Annotated in this window: 29 protein-coding genes and 1 pseudogene; 6 read left to right on the top strand and 24 right to left on the bottom strand. The window is 51.2% G+C overall.

The genetic code is table 11. From position 1 onward, the window contains the following. Positions 1-213: 213 nt before the first annotated feature. From wsfD to Q5741_RS13705, 5 genes are all read right to left on the bottom strand, one after another. The gene (gene wsfD / locus Q5741_RS13685; protein ID WP_305024656.1) at positions 214-1,647 is read right to left on the bottom strand and encodes a glycan biosynthesis hexose transferase WsfD; all 1,434 of its coding nucleotides are present in this window, start codon (positions 1,645-1,647) and stop codon (positions 214-216) included. 5 nt (positions 1,648-1,652) lie between these two features. After that, entirely contained in the window at positions 1,653-2,138 is a 486-nt protein-coding gene (locus Q5741_RS13690) for a GtrA family protein (protein WP_305024657.1), read from the bottom strand. Then, the gene (locus tag Q5741_RS13695; RefSeq protein ID WP_305024658.1) at positions 2,092-3,111 is read right to left on the bottom strand and encodes a glycosyltransferase family 2 protein; all 1,020 of its coding nucleotides are present in this window, start codon (positions 3,109-3,111) and stop codon (positions 2,092-2,094) included. Before Q5741_RS13695 ends, Q5741_RS13690 begins: the two co-directional genes overlap by 47 nt. A gap of 71 nt (positions 3,112-3,182) precedes the next feature. After that, positions 3,183-3,473 carry a hypothetical protein gene (locus tag Q5741_RS13700; RefSeq protein ID WP_305024659.1) on the bottom strand — a complete coding sequence of 97 codons (291 nt, stop codon included), beginning with the start codon at positions 3,471-3,473 and terminating at the stop codon, positions 3,183-3,185. Between the two features lie 149 nt (positions 3,474-3,622). Further along, positions 3,623-3,862: a GNAT family N-acetyltransferase gene (locus Q5741_RS13705; protein ID WP_305024660.1), complete on the bottom strand. Its 240-nt coding sequence runs from the start codon at positions 3,860-3,862 to the stop codon at positions 3,623-3,625. Positions 3,863-3,971: 109 nt separating this feature from the next. On the opposite strand from Q5741_RS13705, the gene Q5741_RS13710 reads away from it, so the two are divergent. Next, entirely contained in the window at positions 3,972-4,727 is a 756-nt protein-coding gene (locus tag Q5741_RS13710; RefSeq protein WP_305024661.1) for a DUF2087 domain-containing protein, read from the top strand. A 17-nt stretch (positions 4,728-4,744) separates the two neighbouring features. Continuing rightward, positions 4,745-5,089 (top strand): GIY-YIG nuclease family protein, encoded by a 345-nt coding sequence (locus tag Q5741_RS13715; RefSeq protein WP_305024662.1) that lies wholly within the window; start codon positions 4,745-4,747, stop codon positions 5,087-5,089. An 18-nt stretch (positions 5,090-5,107) separates the two neighbouring features. Here the strand turns inward: Q5741_RS13715 and Q5741_RS13720 are convergent, their stop codons facing one another. From Q5741_RS13720 to Q5741_RS13740, 5 genes are read right to left on the bottom strand one after another with little or no spacing between them, the layout of a single operon-like run. Beyond that, entirely contained in the window at positions 5,108-5,242 is a 135-nt protein-coding gene (locus Q5741_RS13720) for a hypothetical protein (protein ID WP_305024663.1), read from the bottom strand. After that, entirely contained in the window at positions 5,235-5,378 is a 144-nt protein-coding gene (locus tag Q5741_RS13725) for a hypothetical protein (protein WP_305024664.1), read from the bottom strand. The genes Q5741_RS13720 and Q5741_RS13725 overlap by 8 nt, the downstream gene beginning before the upstream one ends. Before the next feature lie 22 nt (positions 5,379-5,400). Continuing rightward, the gene (locus Q5741_RS13730; protein ID WP_305024665.1) at positions 5,401-6,201 is read right to left on the bottom strand and encodes a hypothetical protein; all 801 of its coding nucleotides are present in this window, start codon (positions 6,199-6,201) and stop codon (positions 5,401-5,403) included. Between the two features lie 19 nt (positions 6,202-6,220). Continuing rightward, positions 6,221-6,355 (bottom strand): hypothetical protein, encoded by a 135-nt coding sequence (locus Q5741_RS13735; RefSeq protein ID WP_305024667.1) that lies wholly within the window; start codon positions 6,353-6,355, stop codon positions 6,221-6,223. A 3-nt stretch (positions 6,356-6,358) separates the two neighbouring features. Then, a complete protein-coding gene (locus Q5741_RS13740; protein WP_305024668.1) occupies positions 6,359-7,195 on the bottom strand; it encodes a GNAT family N-acetyltransferase in 837 nt (278 codons plus the stop codon). 309 nt (positions 7,196-7,504) lie between these two features. Between Q5741_RS13740 and Q5741_RS13745 the strand changes: the two genes are divergently transcribed. Next, positions 7,505-8,470: a phosphotransferase family protein gene (locus Q5741_RS13745; RefSeq protein ID WP_305024669.1), complete on the top strand. Its 966-nt coding sequence runs from the start codon at positions 7,505-7,507 to the stop codon at positions 8,468-8,470. A gap of 65 nt (positions 8,471-8,535) precedes the next feature. Here Q5741_RS13745 and fosB read toward each other — a convergent pair whose 3' ends face one another. The 11 genes and pseudogenes from fosB to Q5741_RS13800 all read right to left on the bottom strand — a co-directional run bounded on the left by fosB (position 8,536) and on the right by Q5741_RS13800 (position 17,825). After that, positions 8,536-8,958: a metallothiol transferase FosB gene (fosB, locus tag Q5741_RS13750; RefSeq protein ID WP_305024670.1), complete on the bottom strand. Its 423-nt coding sequence runs from the start codon at positions 8,956-8,958 to the stop codon at positions 8,536-8,538. Between the two features lie 12 nt (positions 8,959-8,970). Next, a complete protein-coding gene (locus tag Q5741_RS13755) occupies positions 8,971-9,501 on the bottom strand; it encodes a GNAT family N-acetyltransferase (RefSeq protein WP_305024671.1) in 531 nt (176 codons plus the stop codon). Between the two features lie 76 nt (positions 9,502-9,577). Next, positions 9,578-11,674, bottom strand: coding sequence for a class I SAM-dependent methyltransferase (locus tag Q5741_RS13760; RefSeq protein WP_305024672.1), 2,097 nt, complete (start codon positions 11,672-11,674; stop codon positions 9,578-9,580). A gap of 19 nt (positions 11,675-11,693) precedes the next feature. Further along, a pseudogene (locus tag Q5741_RS13765) lies at positions 11,694-11,987 on the bottom strand (ribosomal maturation YjgA family protein); the annotation flags it as partial. 18 nt (positions 11,988-12,005) lie between these two features. Next, complete coding sequence (locus tag Q5741_RS13770) at positions 12,006-12,128, bottom strand: hypothetical protein (protein ID WP_305024673.1); 123 nt, start codon at positions 12,126-12,128, stop codon at positions 12,006-12,008. Further along, entirely contained in the window at positions 12,122-12,970 is an 849-nt protein-coding gene (locus Q5741_RS13775; RefSeq protein WP_305024674.1) for a hypothetical protein, read from the bottom strand. The genes Q5741_RS13770 and Q5741_RS13775 overlap by 7 nt, the downstream gene beginning before the upstream one ends. 37 nt (positions 12,971-13,007) lie before the next feature. Then, positions 13,008-13,532, bottom strand: coding sequence for an AAA family ATPase (locus Q5741_RS13780; RefSeq protein WP_305024675.1), 525 nt, complete (start codon positions 13,530-13,532; stop codon positions 13,008-13,010). A 192-nt stretch (positions 13,533-13,724) separates the two neighbouring features. Continuing rightward, positions 13,725-13,901: a hypothetical protein gene (locus Q5741_RS13785; protein ID WP_305024676.1), complete on the bottom strand. Its 177-nt coding sequence runs from the start codon at positions 13,899-13,901 to the stop codon at positions 13,725-13,727. A 201-nt stretch (positions 13,902-14,102) separates the two neighbouring features. Continuing rightward, a complete protein-coding gene (locus tag Q5741_RS13790; RefSeq protein ID WP_305024677.1) occupies positions 14,103-15,038 on the bottom strand; it encodes an NADP-dependent oxidoreductase in 936 nt (311 codons plus the stop codon). 163 nt (positions 15,039-15,201) lie between these two features. Continuing rightward, the gene (locus Q5741_RS13795; RefSeq protein WP_305024678.1) at positions 15,202-17,289 is read right to left on the bottom strand and encodes a CAP domain-containing protein; all 2,088 of its coding nucleotides are present in this window, start codon (positions 17,287-17,289) and stop codon (positions 15,202-15,204) included. Between the two features lie 149 nt (positions 17,290-17,438). Next, positions 17,439-17,825 carry a winged helix-turn-helix transcriptional regulator gene (locus tag Q5741_RS13800; protein WP_305024735.1) on the bottom strand — a complete coding sequence of 129 codons (387 nt, stop codon included), beginning with the start codon at positions 17,823-17,825 and terminating at the stop codon, positions 17,439-17,441. Positions 17,826-17,977: 152 nt separating this feature from the next. On the opposite strand from Q5741_RS13800, the gene Q5741_RS13805 reads away from it, so the two are divergent. Both Q5741_RS13805 and Q5741_RS13810 read left to right on the top strand, forming a co-directional pair. Further along, positions 17,978-19,177 (top strand): MFS transporter, encoded by a 1,200-nt coding sequence (locus tag Q5741_RS13805; RefSeq protein ID WP_305024679.1) that lies wholly within the window; start codon positions 17,978-17,980, stop codon positions 19,175-19,177. A gap of 62 nt (positions 19,178-19,239) precedes the next feature. Beyond that, positions 19,240-20,097 (top strand): aldo/keto reductase, encoded by an 858-nt coding sequence (locus Q5741_RS13810; protein WP_305024680.1) that lies wholly within the window; start codon positions 19,240-19,242, stop codon positions 20,095-20,097. A gap of 49 nt (positions 20,098-20,146) precedes the next feature. On the opposite strand, the gene Q5741_RS13815 is transcribed toward Q5741_RS13810, so the two are convergent. From Q5741_RS13815 to Q5741_RS13825, 3 genes are all read right to left on the bottom strand, one after another. Continuing rightward, entirely contained in the window at positions 20,147-20,818 is a 672-nt protein-coding gene (locus Q5741_RS13815; RefSeq protein ID WP_305024681.1) for an NAD(P)H-dependent oxidoreductase, read from the bottom strand. Positions 20,819-20,987: 169 nt separating this feature from the next. Next, positions 20,988-21,698: a DUF421 domain-containing protein gene (locus Q5741_RS13820; protein WP_305024682.1), complete on the bottom strand. Its 711-nt coding sequence runs from the start codon at positions 21,696-21,698 to the stop codon at positions 20,988-20,990. 80 nt (positions 21,699-21,778) lie between these two features. Beyond that, entirely contained in the window at positions 21,779-23,092 is a 1,314-nt protein-coding gene (locus Q5741_RS13825; protein ID WP_305024683.1) for a VTT domain-containing protein, read from the bottom strand. A 214-nt stretch (positions 23,093-23,306) separates the two neighbouring features. Here Q5741_RS13825 and Q5741_RS13830 point away from each other — a divergent pair, with 214 nt between their 5' ends. Next, complete coding sequence (locus tag Q5741_RS13830) at positions 23,307-23,918, top strand: undecaprenyl-diphosphatase (protein WP_305024684.1); 612 nt, start codon at positions 23,307-23,309, stop codon at positions 23,916-23,918. Positions 23,919-23,978: the final 60 nt, after the last annotated feature.

Here is a 23,978-nt window from a genome sequence, read left to right on the forward strand (position 1 = left end):
CAACACACGGTCCACAAGCTCTCTTAGTTGTATTGTATAGAGTTTTTACCAAGGGAACATTTCCTATTTTTCAACATATTAATACATAAATTAGATGAATCATACCGTTTCAAATGGCCAAAGACCAAAAAAGCACCCAGCTGTGCTGGGTGCTCCCTGGTACTTGCATATTCATGTATCCATCAATTCGAACAGTCAAGCCTGATCCTGCAGTTAATAATAGCTCCGTCGGCGAAAAATGCTCAAGTGCACGATCCGATAGACAAGCCAGACTACCGATACAATGGCCATCATGTCAAAACTTACATCAAACAGGAACAGATGCTTGCCGATATCAGCCTGTCCGTCCCCCAGAATGGGAATCATGAATCCGACTATACCGACCAGGCCAATCACCATCAGCAGTTCAATGCGGATACGGGTGCTATTTGCCCGTGCACGGAAATACTCGACAAGCGCAACTGCGTAATAAACCGCATAAAACAAAACGATGAAAAGCAGGGAATGAGGCATATGAGCCTTCTTAAACTCACTCCATGTACTGTAAGCAAAGGATAATGCACCTGCCGGCTTGCCCTCCTCCTTCACATAGGAGCCCAGGTAATACGGACGGATGGTCATACTGTTATTGGCCGCGAACTCCATTTTATCGATGAGCCTGGAGGGATGCTTGAGATAGAAGAAAAGCACGTCCTTATGCGATACCCTGTCATAAAAGTCCGCCTGCAGCGACGGATCATCCTGCTTGATCGCAGTGCCGCCCTCAAAATAGTTGGTGCCTGCCAGTACGGACAGCCGTTCAGGCAGTCCCAGCTCCTCCAGATCGCCTTTGACATCCGGTGAACCATTCAGAATCCCGAAGAAGAAGGTTTGATAGAGGTTAATATTCTTCAGATCCTTCGGGGCAGCGACATACATAACGACAGAGATCACGAAGATCGATACAGACAGCCACAGTGCGGTTTTACGCCATTTGAGGTCATAGTGAAGACTCATCAGGCGAAGCCCGATCAAGGCGAACAGGATGCCGACCGGAACATTCTGAATTTTGGCGCATGACAGGAAAAATACCGAGATAAAAAACATCCACAGCAGCTTGCGCGAAGGCTTTTCTTCATTCACCAGCCACAGCCCGAAACCAAGGGAAAGCAGCATGAACAGCATGGATACCGGTTCTCCGAACAGGGAGTTGAAATAGGCAACATAACCGATGTCAAAAAAAACAAACAGCAGCAGCACCGCCAGCAAAAATCCGACGATCCGTGAGCGGTACTGATTGTACCGGACAAGAATAAAGGTTGCTGCCAGCAGCAGCAGGCCGAAGATGGCGCCCAGCACACGAATATCGAACAGCGAGCTGTTCAATACGTATCCTACCAGGCGGGCGACAGCCACTAGAATAATCTGGGTGGAAACATAGAATCCGCGGAAGAAATAATCATAGTTAAAATGAGAGTGTGCATAAGTGAAGAATCGATCTGAAGCCGGCTCATCGGCCGGATAATAATTCAGTCCGATAGATCCCATCACACGTAAAAAGTCCCCATTGTCTGCGACACCCACGAAGGGTTTGGTAAACAGTATGTATACGAGGATTACCATCCCCGCGATGACGGCCAGCACCTCGGCCAAGCCCGTTCTCCTCATGGATTTTATCCCTCCAATTTTTCCTTTGTCCTGCGAAAGGTGAAAAGCTTTTGACCCGCATAATTCATCAGCGTGTACATCCCGCTGCCGATCAAGGCAGCCATATTGTCACGAAGCCGCAGGCTGGCATCCGGCAATACGGCATGAAGCGCCGCCTGAACAGCGTAGGAGGCCAGACCATATGCCAATACGTAGCAGGCGGCGGTCACCAATATGAATCTCCACCATGTCTCTCCCAAACTCGCCTCCGACCGGAAAGTAAAGGCCTTGTTCATAAAATAACTGTTAACCGCCCCCACCACGTTCCCGATCAGTGTGGACGCCCAGTAATTCAGGTGCAGCGCATTCAGGCAGAGGAACGTGACCGTCAATCCGATCAGTGTATTAACGACGCCCACCAGAATGAACCGCACGAGATCGCTGCTTCGGATAAACCCCGAAATTTTACCGATCATAGACACGAACCCGCTCTCTGGAACTGTCCGTTTCATCCCGCTCCGTATAAGCCGCTGCGCGCAAATCGTTCTCTATCAGATAGAGGGGTCTGTGCTTAACCTCTTTGTAGATTTTGCCGACATATTCCCCGATCAGCCCAAGCGAGATCAGCACCATACCGCCGATAAACCATAATGACAGCATCAGCGAGGTCCATCCCGTTACTGTACTGCCGTTCAGCTTGGCGAAGAGGGAATACACGCCGGCCAGTACGCTCACGCCGAAGAATAAAAAGCCGGACAGGGTAACCATGCGGATTGGTTCAACGCTTAACGAAGTAATGCCTTCAAAAGCAAATGAAATCATCTTCTTTAGCGGGTACTTGGATTCGCCGGCAAAACGTTCCTGCCGGTCGTAATAAACCGATGTTGACTTCAGTCCGATCAGCGGCACCAGGCCGCGCAGGAAGACGTTAACTTCCTTGAACTTGGACAGCTGCTCCAGCGCGCGGCGGCTCATCAGCCGGTAATCCGCATGGTTGTAGACCACTTTAAGTCCCATTGACTTCATCAGACGGTAAAAGGCCAGTGCCGTGGTACGCTTGAACCAGGTATCCGTCGCACGGCTCTGCCGGACACCATAGACGATCTCATTGCCTTCCAGGAATTTAAGGACAAATTCACGGATGACATTCACGTCATCCTGCAGGTCGGCATCGATGGAAATTGCACAGTCTGAATGGTGTCTGGCCTGCATCAGACCTGCCAGCAGTGCGTTCTGATGCCCTACATTCGCCGCCAGCTTCAACCCGCTGACCAGCGGATTGGCCGCATGATGCCGTTCAATCATCTCCCATGTCCGGTCCGCGCTGCCGTCATTCACGAGCAGCATGTAGCTGCGCTCCGAGACCAGTCCTTCCTCCATCATGCCTTGAAGCACAACGCTGAGCCGGCTGACCGTCTCGTCAATGACCGGCTCCTCGTTGTAGCAAGGTACCACAATACTTACAATTGGTTTCTCCGTAGCCATATTGAAATCTACCACCCTACTCTATTCCTTGTCTCTAACACTCATAACACGACCGAACAATCCCTATACATTTAAACAGGCTTAGGACATTCCCATCCGTGCGATCGATATTCCCGTACTGCATCACGGAGATCCTCAATATCATCCGATGGAATAATCATCGTCGGCAGAATGACCCAGCACTCATTCTCGCTGAAATCAATAATGACGTCTTCTACATCATAATATTGCATATCTCCAAAAGCAGGATCGCTGATTTTATGCCCGGCTTGCGGTGTAAAGGTGGACTGAAATGTCCGCACGACCTTGGTGTACGGATTAACACCGGCTGCCCTGATTTGCTGGGATAGCTTAATATTCACAATCTTTTTTCCTCCTGTATTCTTTCATCTCAATCCTGTTATTTTACCAGATCATGGCGGACAGGGGTATAAAATTCATCCCTCCATATGGAATACAGCTTCTGATCACGATAGATTCCCTTGATGGGCAGCTGCTTGCGCAGAACGCCTTAGAAAGTCATTCCCGCCTTCTGCATGACCCGTTCAGAACCTGTATTATCTGCATTGCAGCGGGCTTCGAGCCGATTGAGCTTCATCACATCGAATCCAAAGCGCAGCAGAGCCCGTACCGCCTCGGTGGCCAGCCCTCTTCCCCAGTATGGACTCCCCAAGGCATAACCAATCTCGGCAAGCCCGTACTCCGGTCTCCAGCTTACGAAGCCGCTCCGACCGATCACATCCGAATACATCTTCAACGCTAAGCATATGCGCCCTCCTTAAACAAAAAAATTGACAATAAATAAACAAGATAATATATTGTCTATAAAATAACCATCGAAATCAGGAGATGTTTGCTAAATGGATATTAACGATCGGTTTTGGAATGCCTCTGCCGATGAATTGAAACAAGGTTATATTCAGGAGAACGGCTATTACCTGTGTCTGCTGGACGGGTTTATAGCAGAACAAGGTGTGATCTACCCTGTGGGTAACCGGCTGTATGATGCCGAACGCTTCATCCAGCATCACATCCGTGAAGCATACGGCTCTGTTTTTGAATATCTGACCCAGCTGGACAAAAAGCTGACCGGCTTGACCGAGCATCAGAGTCATCTCCTTCGTCTATTTCATCAGGGGAAAAGTGACCGCGAAATTATGGAGGAGACGGGTATTTCCAGCGCCTCCACGATCCGTAATCACCGGTTCTCCCTCAAAGAGAAGGAAAGGCAGGCGAAGCTGTTCCTTGCCATGATGGAGCTGCTGAAGGAGAAGGATCAGCACGCACCTATATTTGTCCAGCCGCACAAGTCGGCACGGATGCTGGATGACCGCTACAATGTAACGGAAGAAGAGAATGAGCAGGTGCTGGATAAATATTTTCCCCACGGGCGTGACGGTCTGCTGAAGACCTTCAAGCTGAAAGAGAAAAACCGCTGGATCGTGCTGCGTGAAATCGCCAGGCGTTTTGAACCTGGACGGACTTATACGGAGCCGGAAGCGAATGCCGTGATCCAGAGTGCCTTCAGCGATTACGTAACCGTCCGCAGGTATCTGATTGAATACGGGTTTATCGATCGTGAAGAAGACGGCAGCCGGTATTGGCTGGTGAACTAATGTCAGGAGGTGCGGATATGAACCGCAGAAAAGAATTAAATGCGCAGTATCAGGAGATCAAAATTGAAGCCGGCGTATACCGGATTATCAACCGGAAAACAGGACGAATGCTGGTGGACAGCACACCGAACCTCAAATCGCTGAACGGCAAGCGTTTTACCCTTAACATGGGCACGCATATAAACAAGCAGCTTCAGCAGGAGTGGAAGACATACGGCGAAGATGCTTTTGACATCGAGGTGCTGGAGGTACTGAAGCCAAAAGAGGATCCCTTCTTTGATGCGAAAGACGCGCTGGAAAAGTTGGAGCAGCATTGGCTGGATAAGCTTCAGCCCTATGGAGACAAAGGTTATCAGGGGTAGCCGCTGCTCACTATATATTTACAGGCGCTCTCTACGGGAAGCTTCCCTGTTATAGACCTGCAATGCCTGGAGGATCACCTCCGGGCTCATTCCGGTCCGGGCATGAATGCGTTCGGCCCATTCCTCCGTACTGTCAAGCCGGGATTCATGCATGAGTCCCGCCTGGCTCACTACGCTGGCGGCTCTCCGGTTCAGCACACCGCTCAAAACACCAGGCTTTGGTCAGCGTCTCCATACTGAATGCACTGAACCGGTCCCAGATCTGCAGGATGTATGACGGAGCCTGCATAAGTCCCTCTCCAATGCTCGAATTAATGTTCTTCCCAGATTCGCTGCTCTCCATTGACCTCGATCTTCAGCCCGACATTGTGGATCATCTGCAGATTCAGGACTGGAGCAGGCCTGCGATTATGAAAAGACGGATTAACATTCGTTATTGAATGCGGCTCCAGCACGACCGTCTGTGGTTCCAATTGAATCTGATTCGGTGATAGCGGCGGTGAGTCTTTGAGCGCTTGGCTGATAACCGGAATTAGTGTGACCTCCAGCTTCTCCCTGCCTGTATTCGCCAGCTTCAGCTTGCAGCTGGCTGTTCCTTGACCTTGCTCGTCTGCGGTATGCCTAAAAGAACACGAGCTCTCATCCTGATAATATAGTACGGTCTTACCACCTGCGGAGAAATAATTAACTCGGAATACAGCCTTTTCACTAAGCCACGGGTACACGATCAAAAAAGAAATGATGGCTATATGAAACCACGTTCTGAATGACCGGCTGCGGTTTCGTCTGAGGGATAACACATAGCCGGGCACAAATAGGGCCAGAGTGACGAAAAAAGTGATGTGCAGTCCGATTGGGTCACGCTTCGTCCAAGCCGATAACCCCAAACCTTCCAGAAGGGAGTCGCCAAGGGAGTAACCCATAAAATGATTCTGGCCAAATCCTAAAGCCAAGAAGGTCAAGAGAATATAAAAAGCTCCGTGTTGGTTCAGCCTTCTTAAATGCCTTTTCCAGCCTGACATCTGATGAATCGCCGGGGTCTCCTGATTGGTATCAGGGTGATCGTCTGTCTGCCGCGGCTTCGGGCGTTCCGCCAGTTGGACGTAATTCATCATGCTGCCTCCCTTTGAATTAATGCGCCGCTTTCCATCCATTCATAAAACCTAAACTGAAATCATAAGCAGCCGGTACAAGCACCAAGAACAGAATAAGGGCACCCCACAGTCTGGATTTTCTGGATGATTCCATGGGTTTTCCTAATCTCATCTTCTAATCCTCCTTCGTCCAGGTTACACGGGTGTAGCCCAGCCTCATCCCGCAGCGCTCCATGTTCCTGCCGCTGATGGAGCCATAAGCGGTCTGGCTGACCTGTAACGTGCAGCCGAGTGCGGCGGCAGCAGCTAAACGATGGCGAATTAATGCCTGCTGGATGCCGCGGCCGCGGTATTCTGGCAGTGTTGCTGCAAAAGTTAAGGAAGCCTGATCACGCTGTGCGTACATCACGCCGGTGCCTGCCGGAATCCCGTCCGCCAATGCGAGATAAAAGCTCCAGCCCTTTCTTCCGTGAAGCACAATATTATTGTCTGCAACATGGCTTAGACCGGCGATCGGCAACCCTGTACCCAGACAATGAATACGGGCATAGGTGTCAAATTCATCGCCTTCCAGTTCACGTACTTCGATGCCTGTAGGCAGCCTCTGCCCTGCAGCGTCTGTCTGGTTGATCCCCTCCATATACCACGAGGCATGAAAGCCGGTCTGGACATAACCGCGTGCAGCCAGCGCCCGGGACAGCTCCGGTGATCCTTTGGACGGGATAATCTCCAGCTGCGGAGCCCGCCCGTCTTCCGGGTAGAAGCCCAAAATATCATCCAGCTGCTCTACATGCCGGGACTCCAGCCCTTTAACTGTATTGAACTGCGGCCATGGCATACCGCTGCTCCTTAGAGCAAGCAGACCGTCTACTTGCCGGATATGTACTCCCATCGGATTGCCGGAACGTTCCTGAATCGCCCGCATCCGGTCAGCCATATAATGGATCTCCGACTGCTCCAGCTGTGCGGCCAGGTCCGCATTCATCCCTTTGTTGATTCCTGCTGCTGTCAAGAAGCATCCTCCTGCCCATCTTTTGTTTGTGCTTGATCCACGGTGTCGTTGAACCCGCTTAAAGCTCATTCAAACTATTTTGTTGTAAAATTATCCCTTAATATCATCCTGCTGTAAACCCTTGTGTTGACGGAGTCCCGCCCCGGGTAATCCTGAGTAATCCAAATTTCAGAAGCCTGCAGCATATCAAAACCAGAGCAAGGAGATGGATACCAGCGCCGCGAAGATTAAAAGAGACGTCATTGTGTAAGGCTGTACAAGAATGGGATGGACTGGATTAAATTAATAAAAAGATAAGAGGTGCTGCACATGGAAAGTGCGAATAAAACCCGTCTTAGCCCGGAGCAGATCAACGAAATTGTACATACTGCCCTGAATCATAGTGTCCGTTCAGCAGTTGAGCTGGCAGACGGCTGGGCTAATAACGCTTACTCTATTGAGCTTGATACCGGGGAACGTGTTGTATTAAAAATCGCCCCTCCTGCTGATGTCAGACTGATGCGTTACGAACAGCATATAATGAAGGCCGAAGTTGCGGCGCTGGAGCGCGCCGGAGAGCTGAAGGGCATGCCGGTTCCAAAGGTGCTCATCCATGACGATACCTTCAGTCTTGCTCCTGCGGAATATTTTATGATGGAGTATGTAGAAGGGACGCCGTACAACAAGGCAAAGCCCCATCTGTCCAAATCCGAGCAGGATGTGATCGAGGAACAGATTGGTCAGCTGAACCGGCTGTTGAATGCGGTGGAAGGCACGCGCTTCGGAACTTTTTTGGAGAGCGGCCAGCAGAAGGATACCTGGCGGGAAGCTTTTACGCTGATGATAGAGAATGTCCTTCAGGACGGCAGAGATGCCGGCGTAGAGCTGCCCGTTGATGATGAAGTGATCGAACAGGAAATACAGCGCCGCCTGCCTTATCTGGATGAGGTTCAGGTTCCACAGCTGGTGCACTGGGATTTGTGGGACGGGAATATTTTTGTACAGAACGGACAGGTAACAGGTCTGATTGATTTCGAACGGACGATCTGGGGTGATCCTCTGATTGAATACTATTTCGGCAAATTCGCTGGGTCCGATGCCTTCCTCAAGGGTTACGGACGTCCAGTCCTGACAAAATCTGAGCAGCAGCGGCGTGCGCTATATAATCTGTACCTGGATTTGATTCTGGTCATTGAATCTACCTACCGCGGATATACGGATCAGAACCATGTAAGCTGGACCTATGAGAATTTGAAGCAGGGCGTAGCATTCTTGACTGCTGATCCCCGGTTATAAGTTATACCAAAGACCCGATCAGGCCTAGTGCCCGGTCAGGTCTTTAATATATACAGCATTCCGGTTCATTCCTCGGTAAATATCATGTGCGGCTTATCCGTCCTGTAATAGTCCAGACGTTCAGCCAGTGTACCCGTGTGGAATTCGAAGCGATGGCCATCAGGATCCAGGAAATAGACGGACCTGCGGTCTCTCTCATCCCGCTCACGGCCAGGGAGTATGTGTGCTCCGGCTCCATGCAGCCGTGCAAGACAACCATCCAGCTCCCCCTCCTCTACAGAAAAGGCGATATGCGTATACGTCTGCGGCTGGAGTGAACGGTCCACATTCTCTTCGTTAAGAGCCACCCATAATCCGCCTAAATCAAAGTAAGCCAGCTTTCTTCCCCGGACCAGCAGCTTTGCATCAAAGACATCCCGGTAAAAGGATATCGAGCGATCCAGATCAGATACGGAGAAGCATAAATGATTTAATCCCTGAATGTTCATCCGATTATCCCCTTATGCTCCCATGCTGATGCTGATATGCTTCCAGCCCAATCCGACTTCCTGCAGCTGCTTCCCGCCGATCTCTGTTGTAACCGTCTTAACCCGCTCTGCTCCCAACCGTTCATAGAATGACACAGCCGCATTCTCCTCCAGCGCCCAAACCATCATTGAGGTATATCCCAGGGACAGCAGCCTGGCCGCAAGCCGCTCCACCAGCAGACGCCCCAGCCCTTGTCCCTGCACTTCCTCCATGAGGTAGATGGCGTACAGCTCGGCCTGATAGTCCGGATGCTGCTCCCGGTTAGGACCGCCTGTCACAAAACCCTGAATCACGCCTTCTTCATCCTCAGCGACGTAGAGCAGGCGGTCTGCTTCGGGCCTGTTGATAGCGCGCTTCCACATCTCGGTCCTGTCCGGTATCGATAATTCAGCCAGATAAGCCTCCGGTACAATCCCTTTATAGGTGGTCTGCCAACTCTTCACATGAACTTTAGCCATCCCTGAGGCATCTTCCGGCCTGGCTTCCCTGATCTTCAGACTCATTGTGTCATCCCCCGTTCGCCTGTTATTTTATACCATTATAAGCAAGTCCGGCTGGAGGTGTAAACCGGATCCGCTGCTATCCAGCCGGCTTCTCAATCACAATGAGACAGGTGCTGTCTGGCAGATGCACCTCACGCCCATCTTCCTCCATGAAAATGATACGCTCACTCAGCGCTTCAGCATAGCCTTCCTGCAGATAATGATCAAACACCCGAATGAACGCTTCATTACCCAGGGTATCATGGATCAAGTCCGTATACTGGGATGGCGTGACATATCCAAACTGCTCCTGCACCTCGTGAACGTAAGCCTCCTCGCCCCAGGTATACGTATACAGAAATTCCATTGCATCGTTCACCGGCATCAGGACTTCCGTATCATTCAGCTGCTTATAGCGAATGGCCCGGCCTTTGAAGTCCTCCGAATATCGATGAAACCATTCCATTCCGTCTTCCTCCAGGAAACGGATTCTCCGCATCTGCTCCACCGGCTCGGTCATAATGCCGTCCCGTATAATAATCCGCCCGCCGGGCGACAGCACTTGATAGGCACTCCGAAGGGCATCCGCGACCGTCTTCAGATTAAACCGGCTTCCATCCTGCTCGATATAGGAATAAAGTTCATGCAGGATGGAAGAGAAAATAACCGTATCGATACTGCCAGTCTTCACATATTCCTCGAGCTGAAGAGCATCCCCCTTCATCACTTCCCATTGGTGACCTTCAAGCTCTTTTTTGCGTTCCAGCGCTTCAATTACATTCGTGGAAATGTCAATTCCAACGGGCTTCAGCTCCGGCCGCTCTTCTTCGATCAGGTCCAGCAGCACACCGCCGCCCGGACCGATATCCAGCACCTGTTGGCCTACAATATAATTCAGTATAACTTTCTTGTAATCAGCCGAACGGTTCATATCAGCCAGATAGGTCTCTTCATTATGAAAACGGTCATACGCATCGCGCCGCAGTCCAAACAGATCAAACAGCATCAGGACTGCCTTCTCATACAGCGGCGATTTCTCTGCTTCGACGCAGAAGTCGATCAGCTTCGATGCTGCCGCCGAGAAAGCAAAATCCACGAACAGCGTATCCGGCAGCTCCGGCTTGCGCTCTACCTGAAATTTCAGATGAGGATTCTGCCGGGCCTTCCCGTCCCCTAGCTGCTCCCATTCCAGATCATCCAGGAATTTCTCGATCATCCGTTTCTTATAGACATTAATCTTCTTCTCTCCATGATAGTCGTAATACATCGTATTCATGAGAGGCTCAAAGCTGATATGCCTGAGCGGTTCGTCCCCCTCCAGCTCCGGCTTCTGCGAAGGCAGGAGTGCGAGTGCAAAGATCTTCACCATTTCATTCAGCGAAAAATCCTGCAGCGCAGACTCCACGTACCACATGGTGCGATGCTGCAGCGGCTTCAGCAGCTGTTCAAGATCAGCCTGCAATTCCAATACAGCATATTCATGATCAAAACGCTCCCCGCGGGCAATGGAACCTGAGCGCAGGCGGCGCAGCCTCTCTTGAAGGCTCCAGTCTTCTGGCCGATCATCAGCCGCTACCCGGCGGCAGTTCAGCTGGACTTCAGGATATACCTGATTCCACAGCTGCCGGTCCACCCCGGCAATGACACATTCATTCAGCGCCAGCAGCGTCTGATACAGCTCCTCTTCCGTGAGCCATTGCTGGCGGACCAGCTCACGCAGCGGCAGGTTCTCTTCGAACGGGATCTCTCCGCGGATGTATTGGCCAATCAGCCCATGGGTCTCAATCAACGTACGTATAATCTCACTGCGGGGGTAAGCCGTCTGTGCAAGATAACGTTCATACAGCTGGGCGGAGCCGATATTATGTACGAACAGGTTGATGCCTTCCTGCTGCCAGCGGAGACGCTGACGCATCGTTCCGCCTTTGGCGGTTTCTGCCCAGGTTAGCACCTCCTCCAGCAGATCCTTCATCCAGAACGATACGGACAGTTCATCCAATACCTGCAGCGTTCGCTCAACATAATCCAGTACCGGATTGGCATCAGCCAGATCGTTCAGAGAAGTGATCCGCTCGAGGTTAACTATACGTTCCTCAGCCGATACGAGAAGACGCAGCCATGGCAGCTCCTCTGCGGAGACCGATTCTTCGGAGACCTGACGATAGAGTGCTATTGCCGAAAGGGATTGAAGCATGATTACCACCTCTACTTGTCTATGACTTGTTGTTAGTGCTGTATTGCATAAAGCGGCGGGTCATTACATCTGCTGCCCAAGCAGCGCTCCCGCCCGCCAGGTAGCGGACCAGATCCGCCCACAGAAAGCCCTGACCCAGAATCAATCCGCCCAGTGTCGTGGCTCGGATCTCGTGGATCCAGGGGGCCTGATACAGCTGGCTCAGTTCAATCAGCCAGCTGAACAGGACGCTTACCGCCCAGGCCAGACGGCGTCCCCGATGCGGTATAAACATCCGCAGCCCGCAATAAACCATGGCGGTCCACAAAGCGTCTCCGGCGTTATCTGCTGCTCACTCCGGAAGATATACAGCCCACCGGCGGCTGGCCAGCCCCAGTATCACGACTGTCAGCGTGGCAGCCGCATAAGCCAGACGGGACTTTATCCATGGATGACGGATTCGAATGTTCACCATGTGTTCTTCGCTCCTGTCTCTAGTTCCTTTACCCCCAAGACCCAGCCTTCCAACGGCAGTGTCTCAAGTATTTGATCCGGAAGCACCGCCAGATCCATCCAGTGAGCCAGATTCCCGTTGGCGTCCTCCTGGCTGATCCAGTCCACACAAGCACGCGCATCCCCCCGGTCACTGCGTTGGCCGGTTCGGGATAGCGCTTTCCAGTACAGCGTGGGATATACTTCAACAAGTACATGGCTGTCTGGTGGAAGATTCACTCCCTGCTGCGGCCAGACATGAACCGGGATCCCCAGCGCGTCACAAGCATTCAGAAGCCTGCTCAGATAATGCATCCCATACAACGACTGCTGGCCCACCGAGCCAATCCCGCTAATCTGATAGATTGACTTCATCCGGTTGTCCCGCTGTTCAACCCATCTTCGTTCAGGCAGCATGCGGAACCATTCAGGAAGCGGCTTGGGCGCGAAGCGCGGTCCCCAGAAAGGGCCGCCGGGGATTCCACAGCTCCCCGACAGCTTCTCATTGACCTGCCTGGCCCATCTGCGGGGAGCAAGCTCTCCATTGAGCGGATCTCTGCAGGCATCGAGCATTCCCGAAATTCGTTCCAGGCTTGCCTTCCAGCTGGAAGGCGGCTCTTGGAACAATGCCTCATAGAAACCAATGGGAAACGAATAATTGTGATCGAAGCCGAAAATAACCCGCCTGCGCTGCTCCTGTGCACGATTGAGGAGTGCGATCACTGAATCCATAAGTTCTTCACGGGTCAGTCCTATCTGTTCCTCGTAATGTTCTTCCGTCCGGTCATAGACTGACAGTGCGATATGCTTCCTCTGCTGGGACAAGGATGCTGCACCGGAGTAATCAGCAAAAGCGTACATATCAAATATCGAATGAATGTCCTAATGACAGCATAATATCATCGACCACCTGCTGTGTGGTCTTATGACAGGTATCTATAGGATTTTGAAACAGGTCCCGGCTTAGAGCTTGGGTACAGCGTTCAATCTGCCGGAACGGCCATGCCCCCTCCGCTTCGCCCCGGCCCAGCAGCCGCTGCTGCAGGACGGACGGCGGAGCTATTAAGGCGAAATGGCAGACTATCACACCATCTGCTCGCAGCCGGCCAACAATTTCATCAAAATACTTTTCATTCACCAATGTCATAGGCACGATAACCGGCCCTTGTGCTTTTACATTCAGATAAGACAGCATTTCGTAATTGAAGCTGCGCCACATCGGGAAATCCTGAAAATCTGCAAACAAGGCTTCCTGAGGCAAATTATCGCGAATATAATAACCGGCGTTCTCGGGATCAAACAGATAAGAACCCGGCAGTCTGCGCTGCAGCTCTTCTGCTGCAGATGTTTTCCCGGCCCCAAAAGCGCCATTGATCCATATGATCATTTCATTCCTCCAGCACATCTGATATCGAGCTAATTTTAAATCTCAATCCAATATATTGAAAATTATACATGAGCCTGCTGCATAATTCGACCAGTCCTCTCATGGTGCACGGCCTGTTAGGAATAATGAAAATACTGCAGCACAAAAAAAGCCGGCACCGCAAATCGCGGTACCGGCTGTCATTCACCTATTTTATTTGTCAGAAGACTTGCTGTTATCAAAGGCCTGCGGGGACGGCTTAGCCACCCACTCATCTGCTTCCGGCTCAATATCGACACCGTTGCGCATTTTTTCCTTCTCCATCAAGGAATCGCCTTCTTCATTGATCTTGTTGCGCAGCTTGGATTCGTCCTGAACATTCTTATCCATGGTTGATTCCTCCTTCATCATGTACGTTTATCTTGCCCTTATCTATAGTTACCCAATGGTGCATGATACAAACATCGCTGCGGCTGTACGCCCTATTCTTAGAACCCCTGATTCGGAGATTCTGTTTTTACGATTAAACCAAGATTAGGCCAAGATTAAGATCAAGATTCAGATATAGTAACGGTTAAGATATAGTACCGGTTAAGATATAGTAACGATGATTTTGCCGCGGCTGTGATGGGTCTCGCTCTGCCGATGAGCTTTGCGCAGCCCCTCTTCACCAAAGGAATATCTCTCCCCGATCACCGGCTTCAACTTCTCCTGCTCCACCAGACGGGATATCTGGGTCAGCTGGTTGCCATTGCTCTTCATCATAAAATGTGAGCCTTCGATCCCCTTGGCTGCAGCTTTCTCCTCATCCGGCTTCTCCAGCGTGGATACCAGACGTCCTCCCGGCTTCAATACCTGAAAGCTCTTGTCTTGAATCTCTCCGCCCATCGTATCGAGCACCATATCGTAGCCGGATAATATTTCCTCGAAGCTCTCTTCCTTATAGTTAATAAAATGATCGACTCCCAGTGAACGCAGCAGCTCTTCATGGGTCCCGCTCGCAGTTGATGCCACTTCAGCACCCAGGTGCTTGGCGATCTGGATGGCTAATGTACCAACGCCGCCGGAGCCGGCATGGATCAGCACTTTATCACCCGGTTGAACCTTTCCGTAATCCACCAATCCCTGATAGGCTGTTAAGCCTGCGAGTGGAATAGCGGCTGCTTCGGCGAAATCCAGCTCTTCCGGTATCACGGCCAGCTCGGATTGATCAACCGCTGCGTATTCGGCATACGTGCCGTTACCGCTCTTCTGAGGGGCCGCGTACACCCGGTCTCCGGCCTTAAACGAAGTAACATCCGAGCCCGTCTTACGGACAATTCCCGCGGCATCCCCGCCTAAAATGACGGGAAACAGCCCTTCCTTGTCTTCGCCCAGGGCCCCTTCCCGACGCTTCCAGTCTATCGGATTGATGGATGTCGCGCGCAGCTCCACCAATACCTCGGTAGGCCCAAGCTCGGGCGTCGGCAGGTCACGCTCCTGCAGTACATTAGCATCTCCAAATTGATCAATAACGATCGCTTTCATTCTTATCCCTCGCTTTCAATTTAATTGCTGCAAATGGATCTACTATGTATTTAACCCGTCGGCCGAAGGATTACCAGAAAGGTAAGACGAATCACAAAAGCGGCCGAAATCGACTCGGCCGCTTGAGACTGTATATATGAAGCTTGGCAAACGAAAAAAACTCTTATCTTACCCCATACTTTGCATCATTCATCGTATTTTGCTGCACGGACAGGTAATAGATGATTTCTGGGGTGTACAAATATAAATTCAGCGCATCGGGTGTATAGGGCCCTGACTCCATCCGGAAAAATCCCTGGCTGTCCAGCGTGACACTGACATCTTCTATGTGCTTGGACACCTGAGCCTTCTCCTGAACTTTGAATGTCAGCGTCTGACCGGCAAATGCAGAAAACTTACCTTCGACGATGAGCTTCCGGTCTTCCTTGTATTCGGCGAACATCGATCGGTCTTCCAATATGGCCGGCTTGATATACAGCTGTCTCGGCGGCAAAGGCGGAAGCGAAGATACCGGGGTTGGAGCAGCAGGGCGACCCCGGAGTTCACTCATTTTCTGCTGTAATTGTTGAATCAGGTATAGTGCATCGGCGCGTGTAATCAATCTGGAGCCTTCAAAACCTGAAATCGACAACTCAGAAACCCCGCGGATGTAATCTTGGGCCATTACATATTGAATCGCAGCTGTCCCTTTAACATTCCAACCGTCAGCTGCTGCAGCAATCTCAGCAACCTTCCCCCGAGTGATGCTGCCGCTTCGTGCCGCAGCATTGTTTATCCCGCTTAACGGATAATTACGCTCTTTGGCGATGAGATAAGCAGCGTCAGCCCAATGCTTGGTTTTGGCAGGCTGATAGCTCTGGATGTTTACCTTATAGGCTTTTAGAAGCATCGTCCAGAATTCAGCCTCGCTGATCGTTTCATTCGGTTTTACCAGATGATCAGAGGAAGGCGTTATGATTCCGTTGGCAAGCCCCCATTCCAGGCTTGATCTCAGGGGATGTCCTGAAAGATCAGACGGCATTTGCTTCACACTGCTGTAGACTTTTGTTTTCCACTTCGGATATACCTTCACTTTTACTTGAGCCGACTTGCCGTCCTTTATTGCTTTAACGGTGTATTCACCTGCCCGTGCCCCGGTAATTTTTCCGGCAGCCGAGATTTGTAGGAGTTTCGGATTACTGCTTATGTAGGTAACGCCGCTGTCTACAGCTTCAGTAACGCCATCATCGTATCTTCCCCGGAACTTGAGCTGCAGCAGTCCGCCTTCATTTAGTGTGACTTCGGGAAGCACGGGCTCGAGCTGTGCAAGGCTGTGTCCTTTTCCGGTTGTAAAGCTCCAGGTTTTGATCTGCATATCTGAATTTTGGGTCTGCCAGCTCAAGCGGACGGTATACGTGTGATGACCTTTAAGGACGGATTTGGGATAGAGGAACAGCGTATCGCCGTCCAGCTCATCATAAAAGGGAACCTCGGTGCTTGTCTCATCTCGGATCACTGCCTGATAGGAAGAGATACCCGTAGGCGCAGTAGCAGAGATGATATACCCTGAGTACTCCACACCATATTGATCCAGAGGATTAGGATTCTCACGGCCATAGAATCCAACCGGAACATTCGTCTGATGGTCATACGGATAGACTGAAATACCTCTTGAGATCGGAGAGGCTCCCCCTGGACCGCCCAGATCAATCACGGCCGTCCCCTGCACCAGACCTATGCCAACCTCATTATACCGGGGACTTAGAATGATCTTCCGGTGGTACGCGGTGTCCAGCCATCCCTGAACTGCCGTTGAACTGTCAGGCTGGCCGAAATGCATGACTTCACCGTAGGCATAACCCCTTCCGCCAGACGTCCACCCTGCCGCCTTCATTCGATCGATTGAGGTTTTTCCTGTAAAACCGGGTGTGCCCGCCGTCTCTGAATGGGCGCTCAGACCAGAGTGCTCATCCTTATTCTCATTGTAGTAGGAAGCATGGGCCACAGCAGCCCGGGTAATAGCTGGATGGAGTGTGACCGGCGGCACACCTGTCTGTGCTCGAACGGCATTAAGGAAACGCAGTGCCTCCTGCTGGTCCGTTGTATAACCGGAACTGGTATCATCCGCAGATACCTTTGAGGCACCGGCTGTAAGGTTAGCCGCCATCCCTCCAGTCATGACGAGGAGAACAGCCGCAGCGCATGCAGTAACCCGCCTGATCCATCCTCCTCTTACATTTTTTCTTGCTTGTTCGGTTTCATTCGTTACCATTTTCTGAATCCCCCTTTGATCTGCCTGACATCCTTCGACATACCCGATGGGAATTCCTGTAACTCACTTCCGCCAAATCTGCTTTCCCAGCTAAATACAGCAAAAAAGCGGCCATACGGCCGCCTGTATCCTAAAACTGTCTGCTTGTTCTACTCATCATATCTGTTCATATCAACCTTGTTGAGGATATTGTCTTCCAGCACAGTAAATTTGTCTCCGTACTCCTTCACGATATGCTGCTCTCCCCATGAGCATAAGGAATCCAGGATCGGCTTCAGGCTCCAGCCATACTCGGTGAGCTCATATTCCACCTTCGGCGGCACTTGATTGTAACTGATCCGGTTGACGATCCCGTCCTCCTCCAGTTCACGGAGCTGCTGGGTCAGCATCTTCTGCGTAATTGCAGGCATCAGTCTCCGCAGATCGCTTGTTCTTTTTTTACCATGCGTCAAATGACATAAAATGACCGTCTTCCATTTCCCTCCGATAACCTCCAGGGTCGCTTCGACGGATATATTATATTTTTTCTTCGTAATCAATGCGGTTCTACCTCCAGGTCTGTCAGAGTTCATACGGTATAGGAACTTTTCGGTACCTATAGTACTTCAAAGTACGTACTGTTCATAACTGCTCGTTGAGTACATAATAACATTCACCGGCCGGTAATGACCATATAGGAGTGGAAACCATGCAGTTGAATACCCGAAGAAGTACATTGGCACTGCTCGCGCTCGCAATTAGCGCCTTTGCGATTGGTACAACCGAATTTATCAGTGTGGGACTGCTCCCGCTGATTGCTCAAGACCTGAATATATCGGTAACCCTGACCGGGCTGACCGTCACTTTATATGCTCTGGGCGTTACCTTTGGCGCTCCAGTCCTCACGTCGTTAACGTCCGGGATCCCGCGTAAGACCCTGCTGCTCGGGATCATGCTTGTCTTCATTCTCGGCAACAGCTTGGCTGCCGCTGCCGGCGGCATCACACTGCTGCTCGTCGCCCGTGTCATCTCGGCTCTGGCCCATGGGGTCTTCATGTCCATTGGCTCTACCATCGCAGCCGATCTTGTGCCCGAGAATCGCCGGGCAAGCGCCATTGCCATCATGTTCTCCGGTCTTACCGTAGCCACGGTAACCGGTGTGCCGCTCGGCACATTCATCGGGCAGCAGCTGGGCTGGCGAGCAGCCTTTATCGCCATTGTTGTCATTGGTGTTATCGCCTTTATCGGCAATATGCTGCTCGTTCCATCAGATCTGCGCAAAGGAACTTCCACACCGGTTCGTGAACAGATCAAGCTCGTTACGAATGGACGGCTGCTGCTAGCCTTCCTGATCACAGCGCTGGGATATGGCGGTACTTTCGTTGTCTTCACCTATCTATCCCCGCTGCTGCATGACGTTACCGGCTTCAAGGAGAGCACGGTCGCTTTGATTCTGCTGCTCTACGGGATTGCCATCGCGGTCGGGAACGTCATCGGCGGAAAAGCGGCCAACCGCAAGCCGCTCAAAGCCCTGCTATACATGTTCATCTTCCAGGCCGTTATTCTGTTCTTACTGACCTTCACGGCTCCCTTCAAAGCTGCCGGCCTTATAACGATCTTCGCTATGGGCCTGCTCGCGTTCATGAATGTGCCGGGTCTGCAGGTATATGTTGTGACACTGGCCGAACGTTATGCACCCAAAGCCGTGGACGTTGCTTCCGCCGTTAACATCGCTGCCTTCAATGCCGGTATCGCGCTTGGTGCCTATCTCGGCGGGAGGATCACAGATTCCTGGGGCATCATCCATACCGCCTGGATCGGCGGGTTAATGGTTACTGCAGCTGTCCTGCTCACGGGCTGGAGTCTGCTGCTTGAGCGCCCCGGGAGGCAGGATAACGTATTGCAGTAACTCAACGAATTAGATCTTAATTGATCCAAACTACAATTTAACGAAACCGGAGGAATCATTTCATGTCACATATTCAACCTGCTGCACATCGGAAAGAAACGACGCAACTCCATAACGGCACAGTCATGCCATGGTTCGGGCTGGGCGTATTCCAGGTCGAGGAGGGCGAGGATCTGGTGCGTGCAATCCGCGATGCTGCAGCCTTCGGCTATCGCAGCATCGACACTGCTGCCATCTATGCCAACGAGCGCAGTGTCGGTCAAGGCATTGCTGCTGCCCTGGTGGAGAACAATCTGAACCGGGAGGATCTGTTCATTACATCTAAGGTATGGAATGCCGATCTCGGTTATGAAGAGACGTTGGCTGCTTTTGAGACCAGTCTGAACAAGCTGGGACTGGACTACCTCGACCTCTACCTGATTCACTGGCCGGTAGCCGGTAAATATAAGGATGCATGGAGAGCACTCGAAACCTTGTATAATCAAGGACGTGTCAAAGCAATCGGTGTAAGCAACTTCCAGGTTCATCATCTGGAAGACCTGCTTCAGGATGCTCAGATCGTACCGATGGTCAACCAAGTGGAATTCCATCCGCTGCTGACCCAAAAAGAGCTGCTGAGCTATACCCGCTCTAATCAGATTCAGCTGGAAGCCTGGTCTCCCCTCATGCAGGGCCAGCTGCTGGACCATCCGCTGCTGCAGGAAATTGCCGGCCTGCATCATAAGTCTGTTGCTCAAGTGATTTTACGATGGGATCTGCAGCATGGCGTAGTTACGATTCCGAAATCCACTAAGAAGCACCGGATCATAGAGAATGCCTCGATTTTTGATTTTCAGCTGACAGCGGAAGAAATGGACCGTATAGATGCGCTGAACGAAAACCGCCGGGTAGGCCCTGATCCGGATAACTTTGACTTCTAAAATATTGCCAAAAGGCCCTGCTCTCATTGATGAGAGCAGGGCCTTCATTTTAATGAACCCACTGAATGACATCTGCGGCTTCTCTTCTGCGCTGACTCCGTGGTTCTCGAACACGATATCCAAAAGCGGCCATCACACTAATCCCGTAGCTGCCGTTCTCGAGGAGTCCCTCCTCCTGAAGAATAGCATCCACACTCTGCTGGTCAAAGCCTTCGATTGGACATGAATCAATACCGATTAGTGCTGCGCTTGTCATCATATTGCCCAGAGCAATGTAAGTCTGCTTGGAAGCCCAGTCAAACAAAGCACGCTTAGATTCCATGAGATTCAGATTCTGCTCCTGAAAATGTTTGTAGGGGCCGCTCAAAAGCTGCGCAGCCGTTTCTTCCGGCATTTGCTGCACATCGGTCATCTGCTTCCAGAAGTATTCGGAATCATAACGACCGTCCTTGCGTGCAAGAAGCAGCACAAAATGGCTGGCCGTTGGCAGCTGACCTTGCGCCCCGAAGCTTACGGCACGCAATTTCTCACGCAATTTAGAGTTTTGGATGACAACGAACCGCCAAGGCTCCAGTCCAAGCGAACTGGGAGATAATCTTGCGGTATCAAGGATATACTGGATATCTTCACCGCTGATTTTTCGGGAAGGATCAAACTCCTTCGCTGCATGTCTGAATGCAAAAGCCTTCAGTACGTCTTCTTTATGTATAGGTGTGCTCATTGCTTTCCCCTCCTGTATCCACTTCGTATAACCGGATTATATTTCAGTTACTATGCAGCCACAAGAACGCACAATAGTGTTGGCAAGTATACAGGATGTAACCATATCCCTCCTTTTCCTGAACAATAAAAAACTCATCTTTGCAGTTGTTATCACCGCTAAGATGAGCTTATTCCATATCGATCGGCTGCTTGATGTCATCCTGATAGAAATCCATGTACAGCTGGCCGCTGCTGCCTTTTACGGCATAGAACACATCCTCCACTTTCTTCTGGCGGGAATGAAGCTCGGACAACAACCAGTCCTTCTTGATATGATTCGCCTGCAAGTTCCCCTCAACAATCTTCCCGTCCATAATAAGCTCAATCGGAAATTGTAGTGCTTGGCCCTGCTGCAGCTTCATATCCTTCGCCGTCACCGGCTTGTACGCGCTCTTCTTCATCACGGAGATCTCGCCATTGATCTCGAGCAGAACATATTCCACTTCTTCCAGATCAAAGATGTCCTTCTCGCGCAGCATCTGATTCAGGGAATCCAGCGTCAGCTTGTTTTTCTTCAGGTTATCCTCCAGAATAACGCCGCCTTCGACCAGAACCGTAGGCGTTCCTGCAATCCACATCCGAAGCTTCCGGCTGCGGAGTGCAGCCTTGGATAGAAGGTAAGACGTTATGGTAAATACGGCCAGAGAGATGATCAGGTGAGAGACCTGCATTTTCTCGTTAAAGGCCAGATTGGCCGCGATTGCACCCAGAATTACAGCTGTTACAAACTCATGGAAGTTCATATTCGAAAGTGTCTGTTTACCCAAAATACGGGTGATCACGAGTAGGATCAGTAATGCTGAAATACTGCGAACAAGAATAATCAGATGTTCCTGCATAGTTACACTCCCAGCGTTTGTCATCGCAGCCCGGCCGCTTACCCTCATTATGCTCAAGTGCAGAAATTCCCATCCCTTTCTCAGGCTTCTTTTCCTGCTCCGAGCAGCATTCTGCCGTTATCCTGAAGCTCTCTCACAATCTCCAGCAGCATAATATTCAGGCTGAGCCATACGCCCCCGAAGACATACCCCGCGGCGACATCACTCGGAAACAACAACTGCATATCGATCCGGCTAATGCCGATCAGCAGACAGACTGCCAGGACAGCACCGATGACGAACGGGCGCAGAATCAGACTGCGGGTATGCCGCAGGATCAAATAGGCTGAAAAACCGCATACCGTCATGGAGATCAGTGTCTGCTCACTTGGAAAGGTGTTCAGGAGGCTGGTACCGCCCCCGTTCGGGCCATGCCGATGAAACAATACCCTCAAGCCTTCATCCAGCAGTTCGCCGCCGCCGGCTGCCCATACCAGGAATACAAGCTCTAGCAGCCTGTTGCGGCCTCGCGCCACAATCCAGAGTGCTGTCAATACCAGCACCGGCAGATAGAACTCGAATGAGCCCAGCTGCAGGCAACCGTTCATCCATCTATGCCATCCCGGTCCGAAGGTTGTCTGGACCAAGTAGGTTACGATCTCATCGAACTGGCTGAATTCATGGGCAAAGTAATCCTGGATCAAGCCAAGCATCAGAGAGAAGAATCCGGCAAAGAGGATAAATGCGGCCAGGACCACAAAGCGAACCTTACCCAGGGATTGAAAATGTTCGATTCCCCGCTTCAGCAGGTTCAACGTGAACTCCACGATATGCGATTTATATTTACGAATGATGTACACCAGCAGGGAAATCAGCAGAGAGGCTGCCCCAAAAATCAGCATGTATCTGTTGACGGTGCCGTGGTAAGCCTCCCATTTCGGCCCAAGTATGGTGCCCAAAGAGATAAATAAACCTACCCAGAACACCCCGCCTGAATAGGCATATGCTGCATATCGTCTGAACGGCATCCGGGTAACCCCGCAAAAATAGCCGGTAACATGACGGACACCCGGTATAAAAAAGGAAAAAAACAGCAGCTTGTCCCCGTATTTCTCAAACCATACGGACATTCGCGCCAGCTGCTCCTCTCCCAAATGGACACGGGACCCGTATTTGCTGACAAACGGTTTGCCGAGCCGCAGTCCAATCCAGTACGAGGATGTCACACCGGCAATCAGCCCTGCTCCGGCAGCAGCAATACTTAAAGACCAGCTCAGCTGTCCCTGATAGACGAACAACCCTGTATAGCTCATCAGCATCTCCCCTGGAAGCGGCAGGGCCAGCATTTCCAGAGCAAGCGCAATGAAAATAATGATATATCCGTATTGGTGCAGCAGTGTCAAAATGTAGTCCATAGCTTTCATCCTCGGTTCTCGTCGCGATAATGTATAGGCCTATCCTATGGTTACCCACTATAGACCGTCTTCATTAAAAGCTGATGAGAAAGGCCGCCATGCCGTCAAAGGCCCTTCTCTCATCATTCTCTAATCTTTTTTTAATGTACCTGCCATTCGACAGGTCTATAATCGAGCCTACCGTCAAATACAGAACAACAAGGAGAAAAAAGCAATGACTATGAACGAACTGGATTATCGACTATTTCACATGATCAATGAGCAGGCTGCTCTACATCCCGCACTGAACGGCTTGATGAGCTTTCTAGCACAAGATGCGCAGTATCTGTTTGCCCTGGGTCTGCTGGTGTACTGGTTCACCCGGTCAGACACCAACCGCAGAATGGTGATCCAAGCCGCTGTCGCGGCATGCATCGGATTAGGCATCAGCTTCATCCTGGGCCATCTCTTCTATCGTGACCGCCCCTTTGCCGCGCATGCCGTTATTCAACTGATCAAGCACCCGGCCAATGCCTCATTTCCCAGCGACCATGCCATCGCGACGTTTGCCCTGGCCGCAGCATTCGTGCTGAACCGGGGCCGTATGCGCTGGGTCTGGCTGCTGTTAGCGGCTGTCATATCCTTCTCCAGGGTGTATACCGGCGTTCATTATCCAACAGATGTTCTCGCTGGCGCTCTGGTGGGCATTCTGTCTGCCGCCGGCGTATATGTCCTGCTGCAATACAGCCGCTCCATCCATAGAGGAGTGTCCGCCCTGATCCATTTCTATGAAGCCATTGAACTCAAGATATGGAAAGACCGCTCTGCCTCTGCCAATTCCGAATAAGTGAAGAACGGTATGAAACATAATAAGCCCCGGTCCTCATGGACCGGGGCTTATACATCT

This window comes from Paenibacillus lacisoli (assembly GCF_030580655.1).
Classification (GTDB): Bacteria; Bacillota; Bacilli; order Paenibacillales; family Paenibacillaceae; genus Paenibacillus; species Paenibacillus lacisoli.